General features: G+C 44.2%; 29 protein-coding genes, 1 pseudogene and 1 other annotated feature. Of the genes and pseudogenes, 14 read left to right on the top strand and 16 right to left on the bottom strand.

The window, feature by feature from the left end; genetic code table 11:
* Positions 1-19: 19 nt before the first annotated feature.
* Positions 20-217: a zinc-finger domain-containing protein gene (locus QMA04_RS11800; protein WP_006829962.1), complete on the bottom strand. Its 198-nt coding sequence runs from the start codon at positions 215-217 to the stop codon at positions 20-22.
* A gap of 148 nt (positions 218-365) precedes the next feature.
* Between QMA04_RS11800 and QMA04_RS11805 the strand changes: the two genes are divergently transcribed.
* The 4 genes from QMA04_RS11805 to QMA04_RS11820 all read left to right on the top strand — a co-directional run bounded on the left by QMA04_RS11805 (position 366) and on the right by QMA04_RS11820 (position 2109).
* A complete protein-coding gene (locus QMA04_RS11805) occupies positions 366-1049 on the top strand; it encodes a queuosine precursor transporter (RefSeq protein WP_191714327.1) in 684 nt (227 codons plus the stop codon).
* Between the two features lie 8 nt (positions 1050-1057).
* Entirely contained in the window at positions 1058-1447 is a 390-nt protein-coding gene (locus QMA04_RS11810) for a ribonuclease HI family protein (RefSeq protein WP_191714326.1), read from the top strand.
* A gap of 117 nt (positions 1448-1564) precedes the next feature.
* A complete protein-coding gene (locus tag QMA04_RS11815; RefSeq protein WP_191714325.1) occupies positions 1565-1774 on the top strand; it encodes a hypothetical protein in 210 nt (69 codons plus the stop codon).
* Between the two features lie 17 nt (positions 1775-1791).
* Complete coding sequence (locus tag QMA04_RS11820) at positions 1792-2109, top strand: hypothetical protein (RefSeq protein WP_290185970.1); 318 nt, start codon at positions 1792-1794, stop codon at positions 2107-2109.
* Between the two features lie 90 nt (positions 2110-2199).
* Here the strand turns inward: QMA04_RS11820 and QMA04_RS11825 are convergent, their stop codons facing one another.
* Positions 2200-2322: a hypothetical protein gene (locus QMA04_RS11825; RefSeq protein ID WP_263615926.1), complete on the bottom strand. Its 123-nt coding sequence runs from the start codon at positions 2320-2322 to the stop codon at positions 2200-2202.
* A 75-nt stretch (positions 2323-2397) separates the two neighbouring features.
* Here QMA04_RS11825 and QMA04_RS11830 point away from each other — a divergent pair, with 75 nt between their 5' ends.
* On the top strand, positions 2398-3408 hold the full coding sequence (locus tag QMA04_RS11830) for a PQQ-dependent sugar dehydrogenase (protein ID WP_290185972.1): 1011 nt from the start codon (positions 2398-2400) through the stop codon (positions 3406-3408).
* 129 nt (positions 3409-3537) lie between these two features.
* On the opposite strand, the gene QMA04_RS11835 is transcribed toward QMA04_RS11830, so the two are convergent.
* Genes QMA04_RS11835 through QMA04_RS11845 form a run of 3 tightly spaced genes read right to left on the bottom strand, consistent with a single transcriptional unit; the run spans position 3538 to position 5289 of the window.
* Positions 3538-4035, bottom strand: a complete 498-nt coding sequence (locus tag QMA04_RS11835) for a GNAT family N-acetyltransferase (RefSeq protein ID WP_290185974.1) — start codon at positions 4033-4035, stop codon at positions 3538-3540.
* A 15-nt stretch (positions 4036-4050) separates the two neighbouring features.
* Positions 4051-5061, bottom strand: coding sequence for a S66 family peptidase (locus QMA04_RS11840; RefSeq protein WP_290185976.1), 1011 nt, complete (start codon positions 5059-5061; stop codon positions 4051-4053).
* 21 nt (positions 5062-5082) lie between these two features.
* Entirely contained in the window at positions 5083-5289 is a 207-nt protein-coding gene (locus QMA04_RS11845; RefSeq protein WP_191714321.1) for a hypothetical protein, read from the bottom strand.
* Positions 5290-5484: 195 nt separating this feature from the next.
* Here QMA04_RS11845 and QMA04_RS11850 point away from each other — a divergent pair, with 195 nt between their 5' ends.
* Positions 5485-6129 (top strand): SDR family oxidoreductase, encoded by a 645-nt coding sequence (locus QMA04_RS11850; RefSeq protein WP_191714320.1) that lies wholly within the window; start codon positions 5485-5487, stop codon positions 6127-6129.
* 208 nt (positions 6130-6337) lie between these two features.
* On the opposite strand, the gene QMA04_RS11855 is transcribed toward QMA04_RS11850, so the two are convergent.
* The 3 genes from QMA04_RS11855 to QMA04_RS11865 form a co-directional block, all read right to left on the bottom strand.
* Positions 6338-6841: a hypothetical protein gene (locus QMA04_RS11855; RefSeq protein ID WP_191714319.1), complete on the bottom strand. Its 504-nt coding sequence runs from the start codon at positions 6839-6841 to the stop codon at positions 6338-6340.
* Between the two features lie 313 nt (positions 6842-7154).
* Complete coding sequence (locus QMA04_RS11860) at positions 7155-7403, bottom strand: hypothetical protein (protein WP_191714318.1); 249 nt, start codon at positions 7401-7403, stop codon at positions 7155-7157.
* 49 nt (positions 7404-7452) lie between these two features.
* The gene (locus QMA04_RS11865) at positions 7453-7968 is read right to left on the bottom strand and encodes a cupin domain-containing protein (RefSeq protein WP_191714513.1); all 516 of its coding nucleotides are present in this window, start codon (positions 7966-7968) and stop codon (positions 7453-7455) included.
* A 319-nt stretch (positions 7969-8287) separates the two neighbouring features.
* On the opposite strand from QMA04_RS11865, the gene QMA04_RS11870 reads away from it, so the two are divergent.
* Positions 8288-9088: a TIGR00266 family protein gene (locus tag QMA04_RS11870; RefSeq protein ID WP_191714317.1), complete on the top strand. Its 801-nt coding sequence runs from the start codon at positions 8288-8290 to the stop codon at positions 9086-9088.
* 99 nt (positions 9089-9187) lie between these two features.
* Here QMA04_RS11870 and QMA04_RS11875 read toward each other — a convergent pair whose 3' ends face one another.
* Positions 9188-11089 carry a heavy metal translocating P-type ATPase gene (locus QMA04_RS11875; protein WP_290185980.1) on the bottom strand — a complete coding sequence of 634 codons (1902 nt, stop codon included), beginning with the start codon at positions 11087-11089 and terminating at the stop codon, positions 9188-9190.
* A 381-nt stretch (positions 11090-11470) separates the two neighbouring features.
* Here QMA04_RS11875 and QMA04_RS11880 point away from each other — a divergent pair, with 381 nt between their 5' ends.
* The 4 genes from QMA04_RS11880 to QMA04_RS11895 all read left to right on the top strand — a co-directional run bounded on the left by QMA04_RS11880 (position 11471) and on the right by QMA04_RS11895 (position 13002).
* Complete coding sequence (locus tag QMA04_RS11880) at positions 11471-11680, top strand: heavy-metal-associated domain-containing protein (RefSeq protein ID WP_191714315.1); 210 nt, start codon at positions 11471-11473, stop codon at positions 11678-11680.
* Between the two features lie 234 nt (positions 11681-11914).
* Positions 11915-12397 carry a flavodoxin gene (locus tag QMA04_RS11885; protein ID WP_290185983.1) on the top strand — a complete coding sequence of 161 codons (483 nt, stop codon included), beginning with the start codon at positions 11915-11917 and terminating at the stop codon, positions 12395-12397.
* A gap of 54 nt (positions 12398-12451) precedes the next feature.
* Entirely contained in the window at positions 12452-12640 is a 189-nt protein-coding gene (locus tag QMA04_RS11890; RefSeq protein WP_290185985.1) for a hypothetical protein, read from the top strand.
* Positions 12637-13002 (top strand): hypothetical protein, encoded by a 366-nt coding sequence (locus QMA04_RS11895; protein ID WP_191714312.1) that lies wholly within the window; start codon positions 12637-12639, stop codon positions 13000-13002. Before QMA04_RS11890 ends, QMA04_RS11895 begins: the two co-directional genes overlap by 4 nt.
* A gap of 86 nt (positions 13003-13088) precedes the next feature.
* Here QMA04_RS11895 and QMA04_RS11900 read toward each other — a convergent pair whose 3' ends face one another.
* Positions 13089-13565, bottom strand: coding sequence for an immunoglobulin-like domain-containing protein (locus QMA04_RS11900; RefSeq protein WP_191714311.1), 477 nt, complete (start codon positions 13563-13565; stop codon positions 13089-13091).
* 166 nt (positions 13566-13731) lie between these two features.
* Here QMA04_RS11900 and QMA04_RS11905 point away from each other — a divergent pair, with 166 nt between their 5' ends.
* From QMA04_RS11905 to QMA04_RS11915, 3 genes are all read left to right on the top strand, one after another.
* Complete coding sequence (locus QMA04_RS11905; protein WP_191714310.1) at positions 13732-14310, top strand: TetR/AcrR family transcriptional regulator; 579 nt, start codon at positions 13732-13734, stop codon at positions 14308-14310.
* A gap of 122 nt (positions 14311-14432) precedes the next feature.
* Positions 14433-15632, top strand: coding sequence for an MFS transporter (locus tag QMA04_RS11910; RefSeq protein WP_290185987.1), 1200 nt, complete (start codon positions 14433-14435; stop codon positions 15630-15632).
* Between the two features lie 467 nt (positions 15633-16099).
* Complete coding sequence (locus tag QMA04_RS11915) at positions 16100-16630, top strand: GNAT family N-acetyltransferase (protein ID WP_290185988.1); 531 nt, start codon at positions 16100-16102, stop codon at positions 16628-16630.
* A 33-nt stretch (positions 16631-16663) separates the two neighbouring features.
* On the opposite strand, the gene QMA04_RS11920 is transcribed toward QMA04_RS11915, so the two are convergent.
* The 6 genes and pseudogenes from QMA04_RS11920 to argS all read right to left on the bottom strand — a co-directional run bounded on the left by QMA04_RS11920 (position 16664) and on the right by argS (position 23366).
* Positions 16664-17122: a GNAT family N-acetyltransferase gene (locus QMA04_RS11920; protein WP_290185989.1), complete on the bottom strand. Its 459-nt coding sequence runs from the start codon at positions 17120-17122 to the stop codon at positions 16664-16666.
* A 29-nt stretch (positions 17123-17151) separates the two neighbouring features.
* Positions 17152-17622: a FixH family protein gene (locus QMA04_RS11925; protein WP_290185991.1), complete on the bottom strand. Its 471-nt coding sequence runs from the start codon at positions 17620-17622 to the stop codon at positions 17152-17154.
* A 22-nt stretch (positions 17623-17644) separates the two neighbouring features.
* Complete coding sequence (locus QMA04_RS11930; RefSeq protein WP_483313720.1) at positions 17645-19024, bottom strand: PepSY-associated TM helix domain-containing protein; 1380 nt, start codon at positions 19022-19024, stop codon at positions 17645-17647.
* Positions 19025-19643: 619 nt separating this feature from the next.
* Positions 19644-20195 carry a GNAT family N-acetyltransferase gene (locus QMA04_RS11935; RefSeq protein WP_203339538.1) on the bottom strand — a complete coding sequence of 184 codons (552 nt, stop codon included), beginning with the start codon at positions 20193-20195 and terminating at the stop codon, positions 19644-19646.
* 36 nt (positions 20196-20231) lie between these two features.
* A complete protein-coding gene (locus tag QMA04_RS11940; RefSeq protein WP_290185994.1) occupies positions 20232-21476 on the bottom strand; it encodes an MFS transporter in 1245 nt (414 codons plus the stop codon).
* A gap of 198 nt (positions 21477-21674) precedes the next feature.
* A pseudogene (gene argS / locus QMA04_RS11945) lies at positions 21675-23366 on the bottom strand (arginine--tRNA ligase).
* A gap of 56 nt (positions 23367-23422) precedes the next feature.
* Positions 23423-23636, bottom strand: a binding site (T-box leader).
* Positions 23637-23947: the final 311 nt, after the last annotated feature.

Genomic DNA, 23947 nt, shown 5'->3' on the forward strand with positions numbered 1-23947 from the left:
AGAATCGAATCCCCTATTTTTATTTATCGCCGGTACCGACTTTGTTGAGTTCGTTTCCGAGAAACTGCAGCTGCGTTCCGACCGTGCAATTGCTGATGCAAAAACGGTGGGCAGCAGTCTTCCCTTCATCTTTGCGAAGTTGGGTTTTCACAAAGCAGCCTTCACAATATGTAGTCAGCATTTCGTCAATTTCATTGATAATCGAAACTTTTTTCACTTTGTCACCTCTTAGAAAATCGTCATTTCCTCATTCTACTACGCATTTGTCTTTTATTCCAACAATAGTTATACTGACTGAGGACATTTTTTACGGTACCAAGCGGTTCGCAAATTCCCGCTTTACCAAAACTAAGGAGGAAGTTTTTTTGTTTAATGAATTTTGGGGACTGGGCTTTGCCTTGTTCAACTTTGTACTTTTATTGATCATGTATAAATTTTTCGGAAAGACAGGATTGTTCGCCTGGGTGGCTATTTCCACGGTGCTGGCCAATATCCAAGTGACCAAAACCATTGAAATCATCGGTTTGACGGCTACATTGGGCAACAGCTTGTATGCTTCGACTTTCCTGGCAACCGATATCCTGAACGAAAAGTACGGCAAGAAAGAAGCCAAAAAAGCAGTGTGGCTCGGCTTTTCTTCCCTGCTTATCATGGTGCTTGTCATGCAATTCGGCATCAAGTTCATACCGGCTGAAAGTGATTTTGCACAAGGTTCACTGGAAACCGTATTCGGACTGATTCCGCAAATTGCCATCGGCAGCATGGTGGCCTATCTCACCAGCCAGCATTTGGATGTCATCATTTTCAGCGCGCTGCGCAGAATGTTCCCGAAAGACAGCCAATTTTGGATCCGCAACAATGGATCGACTTTGACCAGTCAGTTGCTGGATACCTTAATTTTCACTTCCATTGCTTTCTGGGGCGTGTTCCCGTTCGATGTCTGGCTTCAAATTTTCATTTCGACGTACGTCCTTAAATTTGTCGTCTCTATTATGTCAACGCCGTTCGGCTACCTTGCGAAAGCAATCAAACCCATTGATGAAAAGTAGGTGATTCTATGCTGGAAGTTTTTGTGGATGCGGCGACTGCAGGTTCTCCGCAAGTCAGCGCAGTTGGTGTTTTCATTAGAGGTGAAGGCCATTTGATCCACTGGAGCGAATATGTGGGTGAAATGGACAATCATACGGCAGAATTCACTGCACTGGTAAAAGGATTGGAACTGGCGAAGGGCCTGACTTCGGGCATGGTCTCCATCAAGTCCGACTCGCAGGTGACGGTGGATGCTTTTGAAAGAGGCTCGATCAAAAATCCGAAGTTCAAGCCTTTGTTGGCACAAGCATTGGAAATCGGCGACTACTTCGATTTCTGCTTTATCAAGTGGATTCCGGACTCACAGAACCGGGCAGCGGACGCCCTTGCCCGTACGGAACTTCGCGCTCATAAATAATCTGTCCATCTTGTGGCGGCCGTTCTCATTTTTGAGGGCGGCTGCTTTGGTTTCTATGCATACTCAGCCGGCAAAGTCTGATAAGATTAACCTATCATCTTTTATTGGAGGAACTTTATGAGAACTAAACTTGGCACTGCACTCGATATTTTCATTTTGGTCATCGGTCCATGGATCGTCTATACACGAATCATTGAAATGATGCAAAACGGAGTCTCTGTCTATCCGATGATTTCGGTGTTGATCGTCACGGTTGCCGTGATATTCTCCATCTACAACCTGTACTTGCTTGTGGCACGCAAACAACAGGACAACACGAAAAAATAAGTGGAAAAGAGGCTTGAATGGTGAAATCGGTTTTGTTTTATTTTATTCCGCTGCTGATTTTCGCGGTGATCAACAACGTGGTTGAAATCTTATCGTGGCCGTATTATTTGGTGCTGCTGGTGGCATTTCTTGTGTTCCAACTGGCGCGCATCCGCTATCCGAAAGATGCCATTCCACCCATTGCCAAAATCACACAAGCGGCTTTTTACATACTGACTGTGGCAACGATTTTCCGTGACCAGTATTTGGATCCGTTAATCATCAACATCCTATTGGGTGTTGCACTCGGATTGGTGATCATCGAATTGCTGCAGACGAAAAAAAAGCCAGCCTAAGCTGGCACTGACCTTGAACAGCCTTAAGCTGTTTAAGGTTTTTTGTTTAAAAAATCTTTAGAAATACGCTTGATTTGTTATGGTGGAAAACTATTTCGTGAAATACCAGACCAGCACCAAAACGATGGCGACGATGACCCAGGTGATGATGCGGATCAGGTTTTGTTTCTTTCGGATTTCTTCTTGTTCTTTGACGTCTTTCAACAACGGCATGGACTCACCTTCTTTGCTTAATTATTTCCTATCAGTTCGCTATTCAATTATGATGAAAGAAAGGAGGTTTTCTTTGTGAAAAAAATATGGGCTCCCTCAATTATCCTCTTGCTGCTGGCAGGCTGCAACAATGCTGCACCCAATCCGGAAGAAGCGACAGCTCCTTTCGATGAAATAGCGACAGGACTTGAGGCACCTTGGGCAATCAATAAAACCGGTGATGAATTTTATATTTCAGAACGTGCAGGCACTGTTGCCTATATAGATGAAGAAGGCGCACTTACACGGCAGAAAGTCAGCTTTTCGGACTCTCTTTCCAGCGCAGCCGAAGCCGGATTTCTGGGCTTTGTGTTAAAACAGGACTTTGATGAAAGCCAAGAAGCGTACGGTTATTATGTCTATGAACGCGATGGCAATGACTACAATAAAATCGTCTCCATGCAGTTGGACAATGGACAGTGGCGGGAAAACGAAGTGCTTTTGGAAGGAATTCCGACAGGCAATGTCCATCACGGCGGCAGACTTGAGCTGGATGAAAAAGGCACTCTTTTCGCAACGGTCGGTGATGCTTCCACGCCAGAACTGGCCCAGGACCTTGCTTCTGTCAACGGCAAATTATTAAAATTGAACAACTCTGATGAATTCGAGATTTATTCGCACGGCCATCGCAATCCGCAGGGAATCACTTGGGACGGAGATACCATGTATGCTTCTGAACATGGCCAATCAGCGAATGATGAAATCAATATCATTGAAGAAGGCCTGAATTACGGATGGCCGACCATTGAAGGCGACGAGTCTGAAGAAGGCATGGTGTCGCCGTTCTTCACAACCGGTTCCGATGAGACATGGGCTCCGAGCGGCATGGATATCCACAACGGCTCTCTGTATGTAGCAGCCCTCCGCGGAACCGCCATTAAAGTGTTGGATCCGGAAAGTGCCGAAGTGACAGATTCGATTGAAGGCTTCGGGCGTGTGCGGGATGTCTATTCGGACGGAGACTCGCTTTATTTCATTTCCAATAACACCGACGGACGCGGCACACCGGCAGACGGCGATGACAAGCTTTATAAATTGAATGAATAGCAAGAAGGGTATCGGCGTTGTGCCGATACCCTTTTTTTCATCTCTCCAGAACTTAATGGCGGTGCTGATTTGCGTCCAGCAGCTCTATTTCGAATGGATTCTTTAAATACAGCTGGATTTATCACAAAATCAGATAAACTTAACCATCATGTCTTCATCGATGTACTTCTCGCCGATTTTCATGGCACGGATTTCTGTTCCGTATTTTTCAAAGCCAAGCCTTTCGTACAATTCGATCGCCTGCAGATTTTCACTAGCAACCATCAGGTCCAGCCGCTCCAGCCCTTGCCAACCAGCCGCATAATCAAGGAGTTGCTGCATCAATCGCCGCGCTATGCCTTTGCCTCTTGCTGAAGGCGTTACATAGACCGCCACGACCGATGCCCGGTGGCTCATCTTAGGTGTGGTATGGCGCAGCAAAGTGACGTTACCGCATAAATCCCCATCTGCAAATGCACCAAAAGTGACGGCATGCGCCAAGGCCAAGCTTTCCGCCGTTTGTGCCACCGGCCTCTTGACAGCATCTTCCAGCCTAGTAGCGAAAACATCCGGGCTGTTTGTTAATGCTTCAATCCGTAAATCGTAATAAAGTTGTGCGTCATTGGCATTGAGCTTTCTTATCTCCATGTACAGACATCCTTTTCACCTGAATTCCTGCTCCACTGTTCCTTTGCCGTCGGCGACTCGGATTTCTGCATAAGCGCCGTTAACAAAAGTGATTTGCGGGGGCATATGGCCTAAATCGATATCATAGGCAATCGGCAGATTGAGGCCTTCTGCAAGATCCTGGTACATTTTTTCGGCGGTATAGCCTTCGACCCGCTCATTCGCTGCACTTCTTCCAAATAAAATGCCCGCACAATTGTCGAACCAGCCGGCATATTTCATTTGTGTCAGCGAACGTTTCAAGTCCGCAACGGACATTTCACAATTCTCCAGGAACCAGACAACCTGTTCTCCCGGAATATGCTGTTCCCGAAAAGCTTGTACTCCCCCGTATGGCGTGCCGATGATGTGCCGGACGACATCGATACACCCGCCCAACAGGCGGCCTGCAAAGTTTTCCTCGTTGCCGGAAACCGTTTTCCATTCGGTCGGTTCCGTCAGGTGATAGACGACTGGCGATGGATTCGAATGATTCCATTCCTTCTGATAAAGCGCCGAAGAATGCTGAGAAACGGATTTCCCCGCCTCGGTTTGAAGAACTGTCAGCCACTGCCGCGTCGTTTCGTCACTTTTTTCGCCCCGCAGATCCACGATGTTCGTTCCGTGCGCTGTGGCTATTCCCGTTTTTAAAGTAATGGCCAGCAGCAAGACACTGAGATCCGAGTACCCGAGCACCCATTTCGGCTGGATTTGGGAGAAGTCTACATACTCCAGCATTTCAATCAGCAATTCACCGCCCCATGGCGGGAAAATGAAATCGATTCCCGGATCATTCATCATGTCCATGAATTCAGCCGCCCGCTTTTTGGCAGGAGCCGATTTGGCAAACTCTTGTGTCCAGGCCGTCTTCCCGGTTTTTATATCGAAGCCATTTTGTTGTTGGCGGGCAATGGCCTGCTCCAGCAGATGATGCTGTTCTTTCCCCACCCCTGATGATGGTGCTGTAATGCCGATTGTTTTGAAAGTAGTAGCAGGATAACGAATCATCCAATAGTCCCCCTTTTCAAGTTAAACGAAATAAAACAAGGAAAAAATCATTGCCATTAAAACAGCAGCACCTACGCAAAACCATACCGCATGTCCCATTATTTCGAGAAAACGGCTCGGTTCTTTGTCCAATCTCTCCCCTTTAAACTGGGAGAAATCCGGTGGTGTTTCTCTTTTGCGAGCAGTCTCCTTCATCTTTATCGTCTTTGATTCTGTGGTCGGGTTCATTGTCTTCCTCCTAAAATCAGTAGCAGTAAAATCATTGAGATATCTCCCATTATACTAAACTTAACTTGAGAAGAAAGTCCCCTTTTCTTCATATTGGCATTTTTCAGACTTAACAAGAGCCCCATTTGCTTGAAATAGATCTGCCAGGGTATATATGATAGAAAAGACACGAAAATTGCAGAGGGGTTGATCAGGATGAAAGTGTTGGTAGTCGGGGCAAACGGACAAATCGGTAGGCATTTTGTAAAAATGCTGGCGGACAGTGAAGAACACACGCCCAAAGCAATGATCCGCAAAGAAGAGCAAATCAGTTTTTTCAATAGTCTCGGTGTTGAATCCGTATTAACGAGCTTAGAAGGCAGTGTTGAGGAGATTGCAGACGCTATGAAAGATTGCGACGCTGTCGTATTCACTGCCGGCAGCGGCGGCGGAACCGGCGCGGACAAAACTTTGCTGATCGATTTGGACGGCGCTGCAAAAACAATTGAAGCTGCTGAACAAACAGGCACAGAGCGATTTCTGATGATCAGCGCCATCAATGCTGATAAACGGGAAATGTGGAAAGAAGATATGGCCCATTATTATGTAGCCAAACACCACGCGGATAACATTCTGCGCGCCAGCGGGTTGGTCTATACCATCATCCGTCCCGGCCTTTTGACAAACGATCCGGGAACCGGCAAAATTCTAGCGACTGAGAACTTGGATTCCGGTGAAATTCCCCGGGAAGATGTCGCCAGTGTCCTCTTGCATGCTTTGGCGAATGAACATACTTACAATAAAACATTTGAAATCATTTCTGGAGAGCAGGACATCGAGGATGCATTAAACCGGTTATGAGTTACCCTTTCTCTAATGAAGAACCATTTGAATAACACATTCATAATCATTTGCTTTTGGTTTACAAAAACGCAGTGTCACCCTGAAAGAGATGCACAATCAAACTTTTGATTGTGCATCTCTATTTATAAATTAGCTTTTTCTGTATTTCTCTTTCTTATTTAGAAATCAAAATTCTGGTTTCCAATTAAAGCAGCAACTCAATAAATTATTTCTTTTTTCTTTTTTTTATCAAAAGAAGTGTTAATACAATCACAACTATTACTGCCAAAAGAGCAACAAAGATCCCATATTCCGACCCATTTTCGTCAACCTCGACATTCTGTAAAGTGATTGTTTCTTTATCAGCAAAAAATTCCTCTGCTATATAGGTATGATCTGTTGTCGGAGAACAAAGTGGATGTATCCAGTTCTCTCCTTCTTTATTAAGATAATACAAGTAACCTTTATTCAGTTTACTTGACCCCCAAGTGATATCTTCTTTTACTGTAATAAAGTTTTCGTCTACACCTTTAAAGCTTGTATCAACAGCTATTGTTAAAATTTTTTCATTGTGGTTCTCTTTGATGTTTACTACTATTCCTATTATCACTGCATCGTATTCATCGAAAGCAATATCTGGCGGAGAAGGCTCCACACACGATAAAGTAAAACCGGGTTTAGGCATTAAGATTAGAGAGATAATAAATAGAATAAAGATTAATTTCTTCAAAGAATCCCTCCTTTTTTCAGTACCTAGACAGTCAACTATAAACAACAGATTTAATGGGAGAAAGACTTAGTCTCGACTTCAATTGCATAACTGACTATCTCTATATCATTTAGTCGGCTATTAATCCCAAAAGTTACATATCAAATTTATTTCAGGACCTTATTACTTCAGCCAGTTTACAGTACACCGTGAATCCCTAATAGATAGCATCAAAAAAACACCGCTAAAAGCGGTGCTCAATAATATACATTCAAAAGACATTTCGTATTTAGCGACTCCAAACTAAACCAATTAATTACACACGTATTTTTTGCTATTGCGAGACTGTTTTTAAATTCTTAATCCCCATTACCAGCTGGAACACAAACGCGATCGAACAGAGAATGATCGCGGCATAGCCAAGCCCGCCGATCGGTGTCATTTGGAAAGTCTGGATGACCAGAAGTGCCATCATGACCGCGATGCCGAAGTTCACAATATACGGCCGGTCATAGAATTTCTTGGAGGCGATGCCCACAAAAATCGCCACTGCAATAATTAAAATCAATAAACTACTCCCCATTGTTCTCCCTCACCCTTTTGCTTTGTCTTCCACAAGTCTAGCATTTATCCTACCGACCTGATAGAGTGTCTGGCAATTTTTTATATGCCAATTTCCGGATGATGGGTTCCTGATCCGGAAACTGTTCAAGCAGCTCCGCCTGCAGCAACAATTCAAAGTCCGCAAAGTCAAATCCAGGCGAAACCATGCAGCCTACCAGTGAAAAAGCCTCATCCGCCTCCACAGTCGAACCGAAAATACTGCCCTTCTCGACTAAAACCTGCGGCCGTTCCCCCGCTGCTATATCCAAGCCTAATTTTTCTGCCCGGTAATTCCCTTGAACATCGAGAATATGCACCGTAGTGGTCTGCCCCGCGTGGAAATACCACAGTTCATCAGACTTCAGCCGGTGGAAATGGGAAACATCCTGCGACCTTAGCAGAAAGTAAATGCTGGTATACAAATTCCGTTCGGCGGGATGCGTATCCAGGCTGATTTTTTCAGGCGAGACGAAAGACTGTTTGAAATATCCGCCCTCCGGGTGCGCAGCCATATCCAAATGGGTGATCCAATCCTCTGCATTCATCATATCCAGCTCCATTCCTTATTATTTTTTCCTGCCCCAAATTAATGAAACTTTCCAGCTCTTTAGACGTATTCATTATATAACATATCCATATAAGTTGAACGATAGAAACCAGCTTTCAAATTACCACTGTATACATAAAAGGTGTGGAGCAAACCAGCGGAGACTCCCGCGGGATAGCGAAGTGCCGAAATCCACTCGGGCGTTTAGCCCGAGTTAGTTCGGCGCAAGCCCGTAGGAAAGCGGAGCTGGTTTGAGGAATATCAGCAGGCGATGATTCTTAGTTCAACTTATATAATAAACCGAGGAGGAATAAAAAATGAATAATCATGAAATCGATTTTAAGCTTCATGGGGACGATATGCAGTTCGTAGAAGTGGAACTGGATCCATCCGAAACCGTCATTGCAGAAGCGGGTGCCTTGATGATGATGGAAGATGGTATCGCCATGGAAACGATTTTTGGGGACGGCTCCAAAAGTTCCGGCGGCAGCGGCTTGATGGGCAAACTGATGGGTGCAGGAAAACGCATCATCACCGGTGAGAGCCTTTTTATGACGGCCTTCACCAATAACGGGACCGGAAAACGCCATGTGTCTTTTGCGGCCCCTTATCCCGGCAAAATCATTCCGATGGACTTGAGCGTACTGAACGGCAAAATCATCTGCCAAAAAGATTCCTTCCTGGCAGCGGCAAAAGGCGTGTCCATCGGCGTTGAATTTCAGCGCAAACTCGGTGCCGGCTTTTTTGGCGGAGAAGGATTCATCATGCAAAAACTTGAAGGCGACGGCTTAGCGTTCGTCCATGCAGGCGGCACCATTTACCGAAAAAATCTCCAAAAAGGCGAAGTGCTGCGCGTCGATACCGGCTGCCTGGTCGCGATGACGGGCGACGTCGACTATAATATCGAAACCGTTCCCGGCATCAAAACTGCTTTGTTCGGCGGCGAAGGTTTGTTCTTCGCTACGCTTCGCGGACCGGGCAGCGTCTGGATCCAATCGATGCCATTCAGCCGTTTGGCCAGCCGCGTATTCGCAGCCGCTCCTCAAAATCCTGCCGGCCGCTCGCAAGGTGAAGGCAGTGCTGCAGGCGGGTTGTTCGATTTGTTGGGCGGAAGATAATCATACTAATTCAAAGCCGACTGTCCAATTGAAAACAGTCGGCTTTTTCCTGTCTAAAATTCAATTTGCCATAGGCTTTCCTACCGGTGAATCTGTGTTTTAAATCCCGGCATTGGCCGGTTTCAAATATTTCCCAGTTTTTATTTTTTTGTAGTTAAAGCCCATCAGTCTCATGGCGTTCAAGATGACGATGAGAACGCTCGCTTCATGGATGAACATGCCGGAAGCCAAGTGGATGGATCCCGTCAGCACACCGGCCAACAGGACCGCCACAATGCCGACTGCAAAGAAAGTATTTTGTTTCATGTTGCGGATCGTTGCTTTTGACAATGAATAGGCATGCGAGAACTGCATCAGTTTGTCAGCCATCAACACGACATCCGCGGTTTCCATTGAAATATCGGTGCCGCCTTCTCCCATCGCCAGTCCGATATCCGCTGTAGCGATCGCCGGGGCATCGTTGACCCCATCTCCTGCCATTGCGACTACATAACCTTGTTTTTTTAATTGGTTTACGAAAGCCACTTTGTCTTCCGGAAGCAACTCGGCATGGAATTCATCCAGCCCTAAAGCTGTGGCGACCAGCTCGGCCGTATGCTGATTATCACCCGTCAGCATGACGATTTTCTTGACGCCGTTTTTTCTCATTTGAGCGAGCGCTGGCGCTGCGTCTTCGCGGATTTGGTCGGCGATCGAAAAGATGCCGGCCACTTTCCCATCTACTGCTGCAAAGATGGCAGTATTTCCGGATTTTTCACGCCCTACCGCATAACTTTCTGTTTCCGCCGGGATGGAGATGTTTTTCGCTTTCATCAGTTTCCGGTTCCCAATCGCCAAAACCCGCTCTCCTACTTTAGCCACCAACCCGTTGCCTTTGATGACTTCTACGTTTTCCGGTTCTTGGCCAAGGTCCATATTCCGTGCTTTCGCTTCTTTGACAATTGTTTGGCCAAGATGGTGTTCAGACACCATTTCCGCCTGCGCCACCCATTGAAGCAATTCCTGTTCATTATAAGAATGAAAGACTTTGATCTCTGTCACTTCCGGTTTCCCTTTCGTCAATGTACCGGTTTTATCGAAGACCAGTGCATCAACTTTTGAAAACCGATCCATCACTTCCCCGCCTTTGACCAAAACACCGTTCTTCGCTCCGTTGCCGATGCCCGCTACACTGGAGACCGGTGCGCCGATGATCAATGCACCGGGACAGGCAATGACGAGAAACGTAATGGCGAGATGAAGATCTCTGGTCAGTATATAAACAACTATCGATAACAGCACTACTGCAGGTGTATAGATATTCGCAAATTTGTTCAGGAATTTTTCGGTTTTCGATTTTGATTCCTGCGCTTCTTCCACCAATTCGATGATTTTCGCGAATGTGGTGTCATCTCCCACTTTTTCGGCGATAATTTCGATGTAGCCAGTATCGATGACTGTACTGCTGAACACTTTGTCCCCTATTTTTTTGGATGCCGGGACTGATTCTCCTGTAATGGCCGCTTCATTCAATAACGCATGTCCAGTGAGGATTTTGCCGTCCACCGGCACTTTGCCGCCGGTCCGGATGATGACATGATCTCCTTTGGCCACTTCTTCTACCGGCACAGTTACATTGACGCCATTCCGGATGATATTCGCTTCCTGTGGTGCCATATCCACTAAACCTTTTAAAGAAGACCGCGTTTTTTCCAATGTACGGGCTTCCAGATAATCTCCGAACAGGAACAGGAATGTCACAACTGCGGATTCCACGTATTCCCCGATAAACAACGCCCCGATAACAGCGATTGTCACCAGCAGCTCGATGCTGAAGGCTTTCATCCTTAATGCCTGAAACGCTTTGATGGCAATTGGAATTCCCGCAATGACCGTCGCGAGGATCAATGTGAGCTGGCGCAACTCATGAAAACCTCCACTATTCAAAGCCAAGGCGAGCATCAGCAAGAAACCGGCTCCGAATGTCATCGTTTTTTTGTGCTTGTGAATAAATGCAAACATCGCTCTTCAACTCCTCTTTCATTAGTTTCGAAATTACAAATATATTCCTCGTGCGTGATGCTTTTCTTTATACTTCTATAATAAACCGGATTATTTTTTTAGTACTTGACCCCCGTCAAGCAATTGCAGTTTACGATTGAAAATTAATGCCTTTTTTGTTTTCTCATACATTTGGTGAGTGGATCTTCTATAGAAATGGGGTTTGGTAAATGAAATCACATTCAATAGAGAATAGACTGCAACGATTCGAACAAGGGCTTTTCCACCTATTATTCTCAACGGCTCTTTAACCCGTTTTTCATTTCACATCTTGATGCAGGTCAAGGAATGAACTGACTGGAGACATTATACTGAAATTAGAAAAACAAAGGAGTGATTGAAATGACCACAGTTAAATTCCAATTAGAACCGCTGACTTGCCCTTCCTGCATCAAAAAAATCGAAGGAAAAGTAGGGAAAATAAATGGCGTTGAGGAAGTGAAGGTGTTGTTCAATTCCAGTAAAGTAAAAGCCGTTTATGACGAAGACAAAGTAGCACCGGAAGACTTGAAGGCAGTCATTGAGAAACTAGGCTACCCAGTTGTCGCTTAACAGCTGGCATTCCGTTAAAGAGACGCATCCACCTATAGAGTTTTCTTCATCCTTCACTAAGAAACAGCAGAACAAAAGCCAAGAAACAGCAATCATTTTTCTTGGCTTTTTTATTTGGTTGATTTTTGAAAAAAACGCCAGACAAATCAATCGACTTGATGTGCATCAAGTTTTTTTATCGGGTTTTCCGGTAAGCTGAATGTAGAAAGAAAGTTAAGAACAGGAGTGTTCGCTATGATTCAAGTTCTTATCCTTTATGCTAGTTCTACCGGGAATACAGAAGAAATAGCCGATTTAATAGAAAAGTACCTGGACCCGACAGTCTGTGAAACGACCATGGAAAATATCGAAATGGGAGACATGGATCCCCAGCGCCTTCTTCAGTATGACGGCATTCTTTTCGGCACCTATACGTATGATGACGGGGACCTTCCCTTTGAAACGGATATCTTTTGCGATACTCTGCGGACTGTCGACCTTACCGGGAAAGTCGTTGGGGTTTTCGGTTCAGGAGATACGGCTTATGACGAATTCTGTGCAGCGGTTGACTTGATGAAAGCGGAATTTAAACAGCAGAACGCCCGGGTCATCCAGCATTCCGTCAAAGTGGACCTGTCACCCGATGAAGAAGATCTGCAATCCATCAAAAAACTGGCTGAGGAGTTTCAGGATCTGACAACAAATTCCGCCGCAACCAGAAAAGCCGGGAATTTTTGATTTATGGAACTACTTAAGGAAAGTCAATTTAGATAATATGAGGAGGAAGTAAAAATGAAAACTCAACACCCCGTAAATTGTGATTGCATCCAGGAAATAGATCGTATGATTGACGAAGGATTAAGCGGAGGCACAGTCGATCCAAAGTATACGCAAGCTCATCTGAAGCTGAAAGAAAAATACCAGCCCACCCCTTCAGTCCAGCCAGTTGAAATATCCGAACAAGGAGGAGACATAAAATGAATGCAGTTCAGTGGATTTCACCTTTCTCTACAGACTTCACCTTCAGCTCTCTAATGCAGGAACATCAAGCAATTTTGATTATCGGGCTTCTGATCCTCTTTGTCTCGGTGGTGTTAAGGGCGGGAAGATTCGTTATTGCTCAGGCTGTCCTGCTGGCCCTCTTCTTTGTCATCACAGAAACCTTATCCAATCCGCTTTACCTGGTACTGGTCATTCTGCAGGTACTGTTCGGAATCTGGATGATTTGGAAAGTCAAAGCTGCCGTCGACACTAGTTTTTATCGGCATTCTGAAAAAACACATCTACGGCCGCATGACATCACCAAAGGCGGCAATGCAGGAACAGGCCATCTTCTGTATTGATGACACGGTGTTCGGTCGCAGCACATCATAGAAAACGTCTATTCTATGCCTTTGCAGGCGCTGAATAGACGTTTTATTGCGAGGAACTATTCGACACGAAATGGTGACGCCAGGGAAATCTCGAAATAAGGTACATCTTGCGATAAGAACGTTTTAACGATCCGGTACTCACCAGGAGCCAGTTCAATCCCCAATCCTTCTATCGAAAATTCCATCTCCGTTTTAGTTCCCGCCTGCAGTACATGGCCAAAATCATTGAAGTCGGGATTGTTGATGAATACAGCGTCTGAATGGGTCAGGAGATGCCAGCCGTCCTGCTGTTTCAACTCGATATATACATAGTCACCATACCCAAAATCCTGTCCACTGTCGTTTTCGAGTTCCATTCCAATAACAATGGACGATTTTTGGTATCGCGCCTTTTCAAGATGCATGGATAATCCCGCCTCACTCGAATGCAGCAGTTGATCAGGAGACGGATCGGCCAATGTCTTCATCAACGGTTCTCTGCCACAGGCTGTCATCATTGCCAGAAGAAACACCAAGCACAGTATCTTTTTCATAAACTCACCTCTCCCTTCAGCATAGCTCTAGGGCAGTTTCTTCGCCTTGACCCCCATCAAGCTTCTCAAGGAAGATGGAATGGACATAAAAGTGCCAAGAAAGAAGGTTTGACAAAAGAAAGAGCACATGAGATTATATCCTAACGACCGTTAGGAAGGTGAAAAAATGAAAGCTGACCATATTCTTCAAACTGCCGTCGGCCATTTTGCAAAAGAAGGCTTTGAAGGCGCTTCGCTCAGCAAAATTGCCGAGGAAGTTGGCATCAAGAAGCCATCGATTTATGCTCATTACAAAGGAAAAGACGATTTATTCCTTTCTGCACTTCAGTATTCGTTAAATACACAAAAAAGCCACTTGGCAGCCTATTTTAATTCCGTAAGAGATGAACCGTTGGAATCCATCCTTTATGGTTATTTCAATTGGTTCGCCAAAGAAAGCCAGGACAACGAACGAATGAACTTCATCTTGCGAGTTGCTTATTTCCCGCCACTCAGACTGGAAAAAGAAGTTGGCGAATTTTTCAACCCTTTCTTTGACAGCATGCATCGCCACTTAACCCGTCTATTGCGTGAGCGGGACCGACAAGAAAAAGTTTTACATTCAGAGGATTTTTCAAATGCGGCATTAGCCTATTTGACGGTAACAGAAGGAACGATGACTGAATTGGTCTATAGCGGCATGGACCGCTATGAAAGCCGCCTACAGGCTGTTTGGCCGATCTTTTGGCGCGGCTTGCGCAAGTAAATCACCAGATTCTCGTCATGCAGACTCTTGATTTGAATCTTTCATTCATTAAACTGAGTGGTTTCCTTCTAATCCAAACCATTACGACTCATCAGGCACGAATATACTAAGGAGATCACCACATGAAAACAAATAAATTAGTTTTATCCACATTATTGCTTAATCTATTTATCGCATTTTTAGGAATTGGCCTGGTCATCCCGGTTACACCGACCATTATGAACGAATTGGACATTTCAGGAACCGTCGTCGGTTACATGGTTTCTGCTTTTGCTTTAGCCCAGCTGATTGTTTCGCCGATCGCTGGACGATGGGTCGATAATATCGGACGCAAGCCCATGATTATTATCGGATTGCTTATCTTCAGCATTTCGGAATTTCTGTTCGGCATCGGTGAAACAGTTGAAGTCCTGTTTCTTTCCCGGATTCTCGGAGGCGTCAGTGCCGCATTCATCATGCCGGCTGTGACCGCCTTCATTGCAGACATCACTACCAGCAGTACGCGCCCGAAAGCTTTAGGCTATATGTCTGCGGCCATTTCCACCGGCTTCATCATCGGCCCGGGGATCGGCGGCTTCCTGGCTGATATCAGTACACGGCTTCCTTTCTTCTTTGCAGCTGGCTTCGGTTTATTTGCGACCATTCTATCGTTGATTACATTAAAAGAGCCGGAACGGATATACGAAGTGGAGGAAAAACATCAGGCGATTCCGAAATCAGGATTTAAAAAGATCTTTTCACCCATGTACTTCATTGCGTTCATGGTCATCCTCATTTCGTCATTTGGTCTGGCCGCATTCGAATCGCTGTTTGCGCTGTTTGTCGACCATAAGTTCGGCTTTACCGCGATGGACATCGCCATCATCATTTCACTCGGCGCTATAGTCGGCGTAGTTTTCCAGGTTGGCTTGTTCAATCGGCTGACTCAATGGCTCGGCGAAATCCGGTTGATCCGCTACAGCCTATTGGTGTCGACCATCTTGGTGTTCATTATGACTTTCGTCAACAGCTATTGGTCAATCCTGCTGGTGACGATGGTGGTGTTTGTCGGTTTTGACCTGATGCGCCCTGCCGTCACTACATATCTGTCCCGGATTGCCGGAAACGAGCAAGGATTTGCTGGGGGAATGAACTCGATGTTTACGAGCATCGGCAATATTTTTGGTCCGATTATCGGCGGGATCCTGTTCGATATCGATTTGAACTACCCGTTCTATTTTGCGACCATCGTACTTGGAGTCGGCATCGCCTTAACGTATGTATGGAAAAGCCCTTCGCTGGGACAAGGAAAAGAAACCAGCAAACCCGTTGAAATTTCTTGATGCCGTGTGGTGCCGTGAATGGAAGAAAAGAATATATAAAGAAACACAAGGCAGGCCTACTTGATTTATTCAAGTAAGCCTGCTTTTTCATTTTACATTTTTTTGAAAGGACTCAAACTTCATTTATCCACAAAGTAACGCCAAAAGAATAACGCATTCATTTTGGCGTTTTTGCCAGCTCTATGGTCTAAAATACTTGTCCCTTATAGCTTGAATTTTAATATCAGCTTCCTCATTACTTAAAGTTTATTGCCATTCTTGAGTTGCGTAAAGAAATCTCCCCTCGAATTTCCAAAGCGGACTCGCTTTGCTTTTGATGACCTTCCGCTTTCATCCAATTGGCAGTTAGCAATTTTTAAAATCAAGCAATGCCTGCTGTATGTAGTACAGAATCGTCTTTGGCTATGTTATGTTTGTTTAGACGAATAGCTTTCATACTACAATGACATAATAGAAGGGGGATAATAATGCAGATCAGGCAAGCACAAGCAAAAGATGCAGCCGGCATCGCAAAAGTGCATGTAGACAGCTGGAGAACGACGTACAAGAACATACTGCCAGATGAATTTCTGAAAAACTTATCCTATGAGCAGCGAACAACATTATGGGATTGCAATATTTCAGATCAAACAAATTATATCGTGGTAGCTGAGAATGCTGATGGCACCATCATCGGCTTCGGTACTGCAGCGAAAAGAAGAACCAACACCGTTGAAGGGGCGGCTGATTTGACGTCCATCTATTTGCTGAAGGACTATCAATCGCAAGGAATCGGAAAATTACTGCTGGCGGAATTGTTTCTTCATTTCAAGCAATCGGGTTACAAAAGCGTATTTGTGGAAGTACTCGAGGAGAATAAAACCCGGTATTTTTATGAATACTACGGGGCTAGGCTTACAAAGTCTGTAGAGATAAAAATATCCGGGACCGTTTTAAATGAATTGATCTATGAGTGGGACCATGTAGACGTCGTGCTTGAAAAACTGATTAAAAACTAAAGCCAAAAGATTTTGGTCTCCAACTTTATCGTTCTAGATGTTTTCTTTATTCTTTTCCCAGTAAATCATATCGTATGTGGCCTGAGTTCTCTTCATCCCCAGCTTTTCGAGGACGCGGATTGATCCGATATTGTCCAAATCCGTTTCTGCGATTACTTTTATAACATCCTTTTTATGAAACGCCCAATCCAAAAGGCATTCGACAGCTTCTGTAGCATATCCTTTGCCCCACTCAGATTCGAGAAAACCATATCCCACTTCCACTTGTTGATTGGCATCCGGTTTCCCTTTAAATCCCGCATCACCAATGATCAACCCATCGGATTTCCGCAGCACCAGCCAGCTTCCCCAACCATACAATGCCGGATCGTTTTTCAATTCTTTGACGTGATCGGCGATTTGAGGACCGTTCTCATAGTGTTGAGCTTCTATGACTTGAGCTGACTGGCTGTCACATGGAAGCAGTATTAATCGTGCAGTTTCGCTTTTCATTTTCGTTGCTCCTATTCATTTACTAAATACTAATGGTGTTTACTAGGCATTTCTTGATCTGCAACTTTCCCTTTTTTTAGCGCATCCAACTCTGCCTCTGACAGCTCACCGACGATGAATTGCTGGCGGGGATTGACGATGGAACCTTTAAATCCGGCGTGGACATCCAAATAATAAAGTCCATCTTCTTCAAGATAAAGCTCCATTTCATACAGCCCCTCTTTTATGAATGCTGCTTCTTCCATCGGCAAACGAAACGAACCGTCATGTTTTAAAATTTCAAAATGAACAAAATCAGCTTTTTCAAGCTTCTCACCATCTCGCGACAAAATTGCTTGCACTTTAAATGGCTCATCAGCAGCAATAACATCGGGGACAGCTACTTTAACTTCAAGAGCGTTCTCTTTCTTGTACAAATCCGCCGCATCGTTTCGAAGGGAGCAAGCGCTAAGGAGAAGCATACCACCGATGAATAGAACCAATAAATATTTCCTTTTCATTTTTCTGTCCGCCTTTCTTCGTTTAGGCGTTAAACCACCGCTTAACAACTGGGATGCGCTGGATGATCAGCCAATCAAATAACCAGACAACCAATATCGACAAACCGACCAGTGGAAATAGAATCCCCAATCCGATCATCAGCCAAAGAAACATTTTCGTTTTAAAAAGAGCTGGTGCAGTTGGTCCACCCATCCCTTTTTTTGGTTTTCGCTTCCACCATAAATAAACGCCGCTTATCGCTGTCAATATAACGCCTAAGCAAATGATCAGGCTAGCAAGTTGGTTGGCCAAACCAAATTGAGTTCCTTTGTGCAACGTAATCCCCCACGCTACCACCTTACCGATTATTCCGTAATTATCGTAACGGTAATCCGCCAGAACCGCACCCGAATATTGATCAATATGAATAGTCGCTTCATCCTGGGCTTTAGGCGGGAACACGGAAAGTGTATAGACGCCTTCCGGTTCCTGAGGAATGATAATGGAGTAGGTTGGGTAAATGCCTGTTTGCTCTGCAATTTTAACCACTTGATCCAGTGTTTGCGGTACCAGACCCTGCAAACTCGATATGGGAACATCCAAGGTTTCAGCAGCCCAGGGAACTTCTGCAATATCCTGTGTTTCAACTCCTGAAACAGGTGCCTCACCTATCCATACCGAAGGCGGATAACCTTCCCCAGTATTTGTTGTGATTGCTTGAAAATTTGCTCCCCACAATCCTGACCACGGCAAACCTGTCAGGATTAAAAATAATAACCCTCCAGAAACCCAAAAAGCAGGAACTGCGTGCAAATCGCGCCTTAAAATCTTTCCGCCTTTTTTCAATCGGGGAAACAAAACCCCTCCCATACCTTTTGGTTTCTTGGGAAACCATAAAAAGAAACCCGTCACCAATAGTACAATGGCCCAGCAAGCAGCCAATTCGACAATCCGATCACCCAGCGTTCCAGCCATAAGTTCGCCGTGTATTTCTTCAATTTTATCCATAATCCGATCTTCATTATTCAGTTCTCCAACGGACTTCCCTGTATAAGGATCTATAAAAAGCGTCAGAGATTCTTCGTTTGTACTTATGGTTACTTCACTCGAACGCTCATTGTCTTCACCTGGCCGATATTGCGTGACTATGGCTTCGGGATATAACCGTTTCACTTCTTCCAGCTGTTCAGAAACAGCCACTTTTTCTTTCTGTGGATCAACTTGATAATATTCCTGGTAAAGTACACTTTCAATTTCACTTTTAAACAAATAAACAGAGCCTGTTACTGCTAAAAGTAAAAGGAGCGGTGCAAAAAGAACACCTGCATACAAATGCCATCTCCATATTGTTTTATATGTATTTCTGCCTAGCGTCTTTTTGGGGATTTTATCGGAATCCCCTTTCTCTCTATTGTCTTTCAATTGAACTTCCTCTTTTCTTTTGCATGCAGCTGCTTTATTGAATTAACGTTTAAAGTGCCAATTTAGATCTGTTGAACTGCATAAAAGCTTATAAATACCTTGCCGGATATGTCCGTAATCATTAGAAGCCAGAATAGGTTTGAAAAAGGTAATCTGCCTTCTCTGCAGTAATAACGAACGCAATTATTAATTCTCCTAACTTTAGTTAAATTACGCAAGCTTATCTCGTTAATTCTTTACAAAAAAAATACATGTTTTCACCTTTTTATATATATGCATAACAGAGAACTGAAAAAAGTCCAAAAGTATTTGTTGAAATCGCACTAAAATAACCAATAATTTTACTAAGTGATGATGATCAGTCTGATCATTTGAGTTTATTGATTTTAATCGTTTTATTCGAACTGAAAGACCGCCATTCGAGGTGACAACAGTCCATCGGCCAAAGCCATTTTGACCTTGACTGCGTCGTAATCAAAGATCTCGTTTCCGGATCTCCTTTTGCAGTGCCAAAAGGGTGGTATCATACAAATCCTGAAGTTGCACAGAATCCATTCACACAAATACCCCCGCATAAGACAAGACATGATGTCTCGTGCGAGGGTGTTTCTGCGTTAAATTAATCATGTATGTTGAACCTGCCCATCAAGACCGTATTATAATAATCCCCATCCGAAAGAAGTTTGTCTTTCCTTAATATGCCTTCTACTTCAAAATCAAATTTCTTATACAAAGCAATGGCCTTGCTATTGGTTTCCAACACTTTTAAGGTTAGTTTTTGGATGCCATTCGCGTCTGCCCATTGGATTGATTCATTCAGCATGTTTTTCCCAATGCCATATCCCCAATACTCACGCAAGACGCCGATACCAAATTCTGTCTGGTGATAAGTTCTTTTCAGTCCATTCCCTGCACACCTTGAAAATGCTACAAGTTTTCCATTTGTTTCGGCTACTAGAAACAAGCTATTTCCACTAAGTTTATCTTCTTCAATTATTTTTCTGAACCCGGCTTCATCTATGTAGGCTTCTCCTTTTTCCCTGTCTAAGTTTTCGGTTTCGCCATCTATTTTCAGCCTTAGTTCAGATAAATGACTGGCATCTTCTTCAGATGCCGTCCGTATGCTAAAAATTACATTACTTGAAGAAAAGTTTTTCTGGTCGATCAACATCTATATTTACTCCCGTCTGTCTGGCATTTATATTTTTTAAGCCAGCTCTTCTTCCAGTTCTTCTTCCGCTTCCTCATACCAGCCGGAATACTTCGGATTCAGCACCGCTATTGCATACAAGAAAGCGGCCACTAACATAATCACTGCAAGAGCCCCAATCGTCAGCTTTAGTGAAACTAGATCGGCCAGTAAACCAATACCTAAAATGAAAAAGATTTGAAATACACTTTGGATCAATTGGAAGATGCTTGTCACTCTCCCCATGACAGACACCGGTACATTGTTTTGATAAAAAGTCGCAATTCCCGCATTCAAAAAGACATTAAAGAATCCAAGTATGATAAAGCCGACAGTAACCGATGCAAAAGACCAGGAAAATGCGTATATGACATAGCCGAAAGTCATCATCAGCAAACCGATGACAATCATATAACGGATAGATACTTTATTCGAAAAGATGGACAGCAACATCGCCCCGCTCACTGAACCGATGCCCGTGATGCTGATCAGGAGGCTGTACTCCACTTCCGTCAGACCAATCACCTGCTGGGTAAAGACCACTTCCTGGGCATCCATGGCAAAAGAAAACAACATCACCGCAAGAAAACCCAGGTAAATCGCAGATACATATTTTCTTTCAGTCATAAAAGCATAGACGACTGTAAAATCTCTTGCGACTTGAGCAAACGTCAGAGCAGGAATTTCTGTTGGTTCGATTTTTTCGGTTTCAGTCAACAGAGCCAGCAACAACGAGGCCAGCAGATAGAACACAGCCGTCAGCCACAAAGTGACCGAAATATTGGTTGTGAGGATAAGCGTTCCACCAATAGCTGGACCAATGATGAATGCACTCGATGAGCTGAATGACCGAAGCGAGTTAAATCGCTTTCTCTTATGCGGAGATACCAGCATGGTGATATAAGTCATTGAAGCGGGACCGAAAAAGGACTTGGCAATGCTGAGAACAACGAGAATCGCGTACACCGCCAGAAGATTCGGCGCCAAAGGGATGAAAGCGATAAACAATGCCCGTGCGACCAAAGTCACCATCACGATGTTCTTCTTGCTTCGGTAATCAATAAAGCTGCCTGTCCAGAATTTCGTCACGATATTGGTCAACGGACCGATCACCCAAAGCCCTGCCACAGCAGCTGCCGAACCGGTCATTTGGTATACGATGATGTTGATCGCCACCAGGTAGATGAAATCTCCCAGACTGGCGATGCCCAAAGAACCAAGCAGGATGGAAGGCGTTTTCCATTCGTTCAAATGCTGTTTCACCACAAATCCTCCTTAACTTAGAACCATCCATACTAACTGACAGATTATTATATCTTCTCCGATATATTTAAAGTATAGCATTATAATATTCCATAATAAGTAATAATTAGTCGAAAATTTCAGTTTGAATATGTTAAAGATCTGTGAATCTGGCTATTTTCTATCCTGGTTTAGGCTTGCATGGTATCCAAAATTTCTTTACATTCTTTCAGGCGCTTTGATTCCAAGTAACCTTAATCCTTCCTTTAATACGATCGACACGGACTGAACCAGGGCTAGTCTTCATTCCAGTTCGATATCTTCGCTCAATATTTTCACGTGCGCATAATAGGTATTGAATTCCTGAGCCAACGAAATCAGGTATTTGGCAATTTGAGACGGCTCTGCATAATCAAAACTTTTGGAAATCACTTCTGGGAACGCCAGCAATCTTTTTATAATCGGCCAACTGTAAGGATCATTCAGTCCTGCCGGATTGAGCAGTGTAAGATCGATTGCAGACTTCGATAAAATGGAACGGGCTCTCGCATGGGTATACTGGACGTAAGGACCTGTAGCGCCTTCAAACTTCAGCATGTCCGAAAGGGAGAATTCTATATTGCTTTGGCGGTCATTTTTTAAATCATGGAAAATGATCGCCCCTACGCCCACCATTTTGGCTACTTCTTCTTTATCCGGCAACGCTGGATTTTTTTCTGCAATGTTATTTTCCGCAAGAGCGATCGCTTCTTTGATGACTTGTTCCAGCAAAATCACGCCGCCTTTACGAGTCGACATCTTTTTGCCGTCTTTCAAGATAAAGCCGAACGGCACATGGACCATATCTTTTGGCCATTCATATCCCATCTTTTCCAACACCAAAAACAATTGCTTAAAATGAAGCGTTTGTTCTTGCCCCACGACGTAAAATGATTGATCAAATTGGTAACTTCTTTTTCTGAACAAAGCTGCCGCCAAATCGCGCGTGCCGTATAACGTGGCGCCATCCGATTTTCTGATCAATAGGGGCGGCAGGCTATAATCACTCAAATCAACGACATCCGCCCCTTCCGACTTGATCAGCAAATGTTTTTCTACCAGAAGCTCCACCACTTCATCCATCTTGTCGTTATAAAAAGCTTCTCCGTTATAAGAATCAAATTCCACATCCAATAGTTGATAGATTTTGGCGAACTCCTGGAGCGACTCTTCACGGAACCATTTCCATAAGTGCTGGGCTTCTTCATTTCCATCTTCAAGTTTCTTGAACCACAATCTGGCTTCGTTCGCCAATTCCGCATTCTTTTCAGCTTCATCGTGGAATTTTACATAAAGCTTCAGCAATTCACTGATGGGGGCCTCTTTCACTTGCTGCTCATTCCCCCACAATTTATAAGCGGTGATCAATTTGCCGAATTGTGTTCCCCAGTCGCCAAGATGGTTGATCCGAATGGTTTTATAGCCACATTTCTCAGAGATGTTCGCCAAAGAATTGCCGATAACTGTTGAACGCAGATGTCCCATGGAAAACGGCTTCGCAATGTTTGGAGATGAAAAATCCAGCGTTACCGTTTTGGTTTGCCCAAGCTCTGAAGAGCCGTAATTTTCCTGCTTATGCAAAATTTCTTTCATGACCATTAAGCTGACGTCCAGCTTGTCGTAAAAACAATTCACATAAGGCCCTTCCGCTACCACCTTTTCAAAATACGGGTGGGCAATTGCCTGTGCCAGCTCTTTCGCAATTTCAACAGGTGACTTCTTTAATGCTTTGGCCAATATGAAGCAAGGAAAAGCCAGATCTCCTTGTGTGTCGAATTTCGGCTGTTCAATTAAATTCACGATTTCATCAAGCTCCACAAGCCCATTCAGCTCTAAAGCAATTTCCTCAGCATACGTTTGTTTTAATTCCATTCCATAGTCCTCCTCTTTTAACTAAAAATAAAAAAGCCCGTCTCTGTATGCATTCATACAGAGACGGGCTTTCCCGCGGTACCACTCTCATTGTCCATAATTAAACAGACCAACTTAAACATGATAACGGGTTTCACCGACATGCCCTACTGGAAGGTTCAGGCAGTTTCTCGGAAGTGCGGTTCATTGCAGTAGACATCACTAGGCTTTCACTGTCCCCGGCTCGCTGACGTATCCATATGCAACTACTCTCTTCGTCGCAGAATTTTTGTATAGTTTTGGAATATCATAGCTTACAATGCTTGCAGAGTCAAAAGATTTTGAAAACAAAAGGTTTTTTTGTTCCTGTTGCCAAAAAAAGGTATGATTAAACAAATCTATTGTTTATTAACTTGTCAGAAACGAGGAGATGCCCATGACGAATCGATTCGAATTGAGTTTGAAAAACAAAGAAGTAAGAATGTGGATATATCCCGCTTTAACGGGCAGTAAGACTCCCGCTTTTATAAGCGGGAGATCCACTGACCGTAAAAGTCCGATTGGATCAACTAACAATCAGCGGGGGATGTAGAACCCCCCAC

Origin of the sequence: Planococcus sp. APC 3900, from assembly GCF_030407735.1 — a bacterium.
Classification (GTDB): Bacteria; Bacillota; Bacilli; order Bacillales_A; family Planococcaceae; genus Planococcus; species Planococcus notacanthi.

Excerpts from the sequence above, each read along its gene's own strand:
- QMA04_RS11810 (WP_191714326.1), top strand. The coding sequence starts at position 1,058 with ATGCTGGAAGTTTTTGTGGATGCGGCGACTGCAGGTTCTCCGCAAGTC.
- QMA04_RS11815 (WP_191714325.1), top strand. The coding sequence starts at position 1,565 with ATGAGAACTAAACTTGGCACTGCACTCGATATTTTCATTTTGGTCATC.
- QMA04_RS11820 (WP_290185970.1), top strand. The coding sequence starts at position 1,792 with ATGGTGAAATCGGTTTTGTTTTATTTTATTCCGCTGCTGATTTTCGCG.
- QMA04_RS11825 (WP_263615926.1), bottom strand. The coding sequence starts at position 2,322 with ATGCCGTTGTTGAAAGACGTCAAAGAACAAGAAGAAATCCGAAAGAAA.
- QMA04_RS11835 (WP_290185974.1), bottom strand. The coding sequence starts at position 4,035 with ATGGAGATAAGAAAGCTCAATGCCAATGACGCACAACTTTATTACGAT.
- QMA04_RS11840 (WP_290185976.1), bottom strand. The coding sequence starts at position 5,061 with ATGATTCGTTATCCTGCTACTACTTTCAAAACAATCGGCATTACAGCA.
- QMA04_RS11845 (WP_191714321.1), bottom strand. The coding sequence starts at position 5,289 with ATGAACCCGACCACAGAATCAAAGACGATAAAGATGAAGGAGACTGCT.
- QMA04_RS11850 (WP_191714320.1), top strand. The coding sequence starts at position 5,485 with ATGAAAGTGTTGGTAGTCGGGGCAAACGGACAAATCGGTAGGCATTTT.
- QMA04_RS11860 (WP_191714318.1), bottom strand. The coding sequence starts at position 7,403 with ATGGGGAGTAGTTTATTGATTTTAATTATTGCAGTGGCGATTTTTGTG.
- QMA04_RS11865 (WP_191714513.1), bottom strand. The coding sequence starts at position 7,968 with ATGAATGCAGAGGATTGGATCACCCATTTGGATATGGCTGCGCACCCG.
- QMA04_RS11870 (WP_191714317.1), top strand. The coding sequence starts at position 8,288 with ATGAATAATCATGAAATCGATTTTAAGCTTCATGGGGACGATATGCAG.
- QMA04_RS11875 (WP_290185980.1), bottom strand. The coding sequence starts at position 11,089 with ATGTTTGCATTTATTCACAAGCACAAAAAAACGATGACATTCGGAGCC.
- QMA04_RS11880 (WP_191714315.1), top strand. The coding sequence starts at position 11,471 with ATGACCACAGTTAAATTCCAATTAGAACCGCTGACTTGCCCTTCCTGC.
- QMA04_RS11885 (WP_290185983.1), top strand. The coding sequence starts at position 11,915 with ATGATTCAAGTTCTTATCCTTTATGCTAGTTCTACCGGGAATACAGAA.
- QMA04_RS11890 (WP_290185985.1), top strand. The coding sequence starts at position 12,452 with ATGAAAACTCAACACCCCGTAAATTGTGATTGCATCCAGGAAATAGAT.
- QMA04_RS11895 (WP_191714312.1), top strand. The coding sequence starts at position 12,637 with ATGAATGCAGTTCAGTGGATTTCACCTTTCTCTACAGACTTCACCTTC.
- QMA04_RS11900 (WP_191714311.1), bottom strand. The coding sequence starts at position 13,565 with ATGAAAAAGATACTGTGCTTGGTGTTTCTTCTGGCAATGATGACAGCC.
- QMA04_RS11905 (WP_191714310.1), top strand. The coding sequence starts at position 13,732 with ATGAAAGCTGACCATATTCTTCAAACTGCCGTCGGCCATTTTGCAAAA.
- QMA04_RS11910 (WP_290185987.1), top strand. The coding sequence starts at position 14,433 with ATGAAAACAAATAAATTAGTTTTATCCACATTATTGCTTAATCTATTT.
- QMA04_RS11915 (WP_290185988.1), top strand. The coding sequence starts at position 16,100 with ATGCAGATCAGGCAAGCACAAGCAAAAGATGCAGCCGGCATCGCAAAA.
- QMA04_RS11920 (WP_290185989.1), bottom strand. The coding sequence starts at position 17,122 with ATGAAAAGCGAAACTGCACGATTAATACTGCTTCCATGTGACAGCCAG.
- QMA04_RS11925 (WP_290185991.1), bottom strand. The coding sequence starts at position 17,622 with ATGAAAAGGAAATATTTATTGGTTCTATTCATCGGTGGTATGCTTCTC.
- QMA04_RS11935 (WP_203339538.1), bottom strand. The coding sequence starts at position 20,195 with ATGTTGATCGACCAGAAAAACTTTTCTTCAAGTAATGTAATTTTTAGC.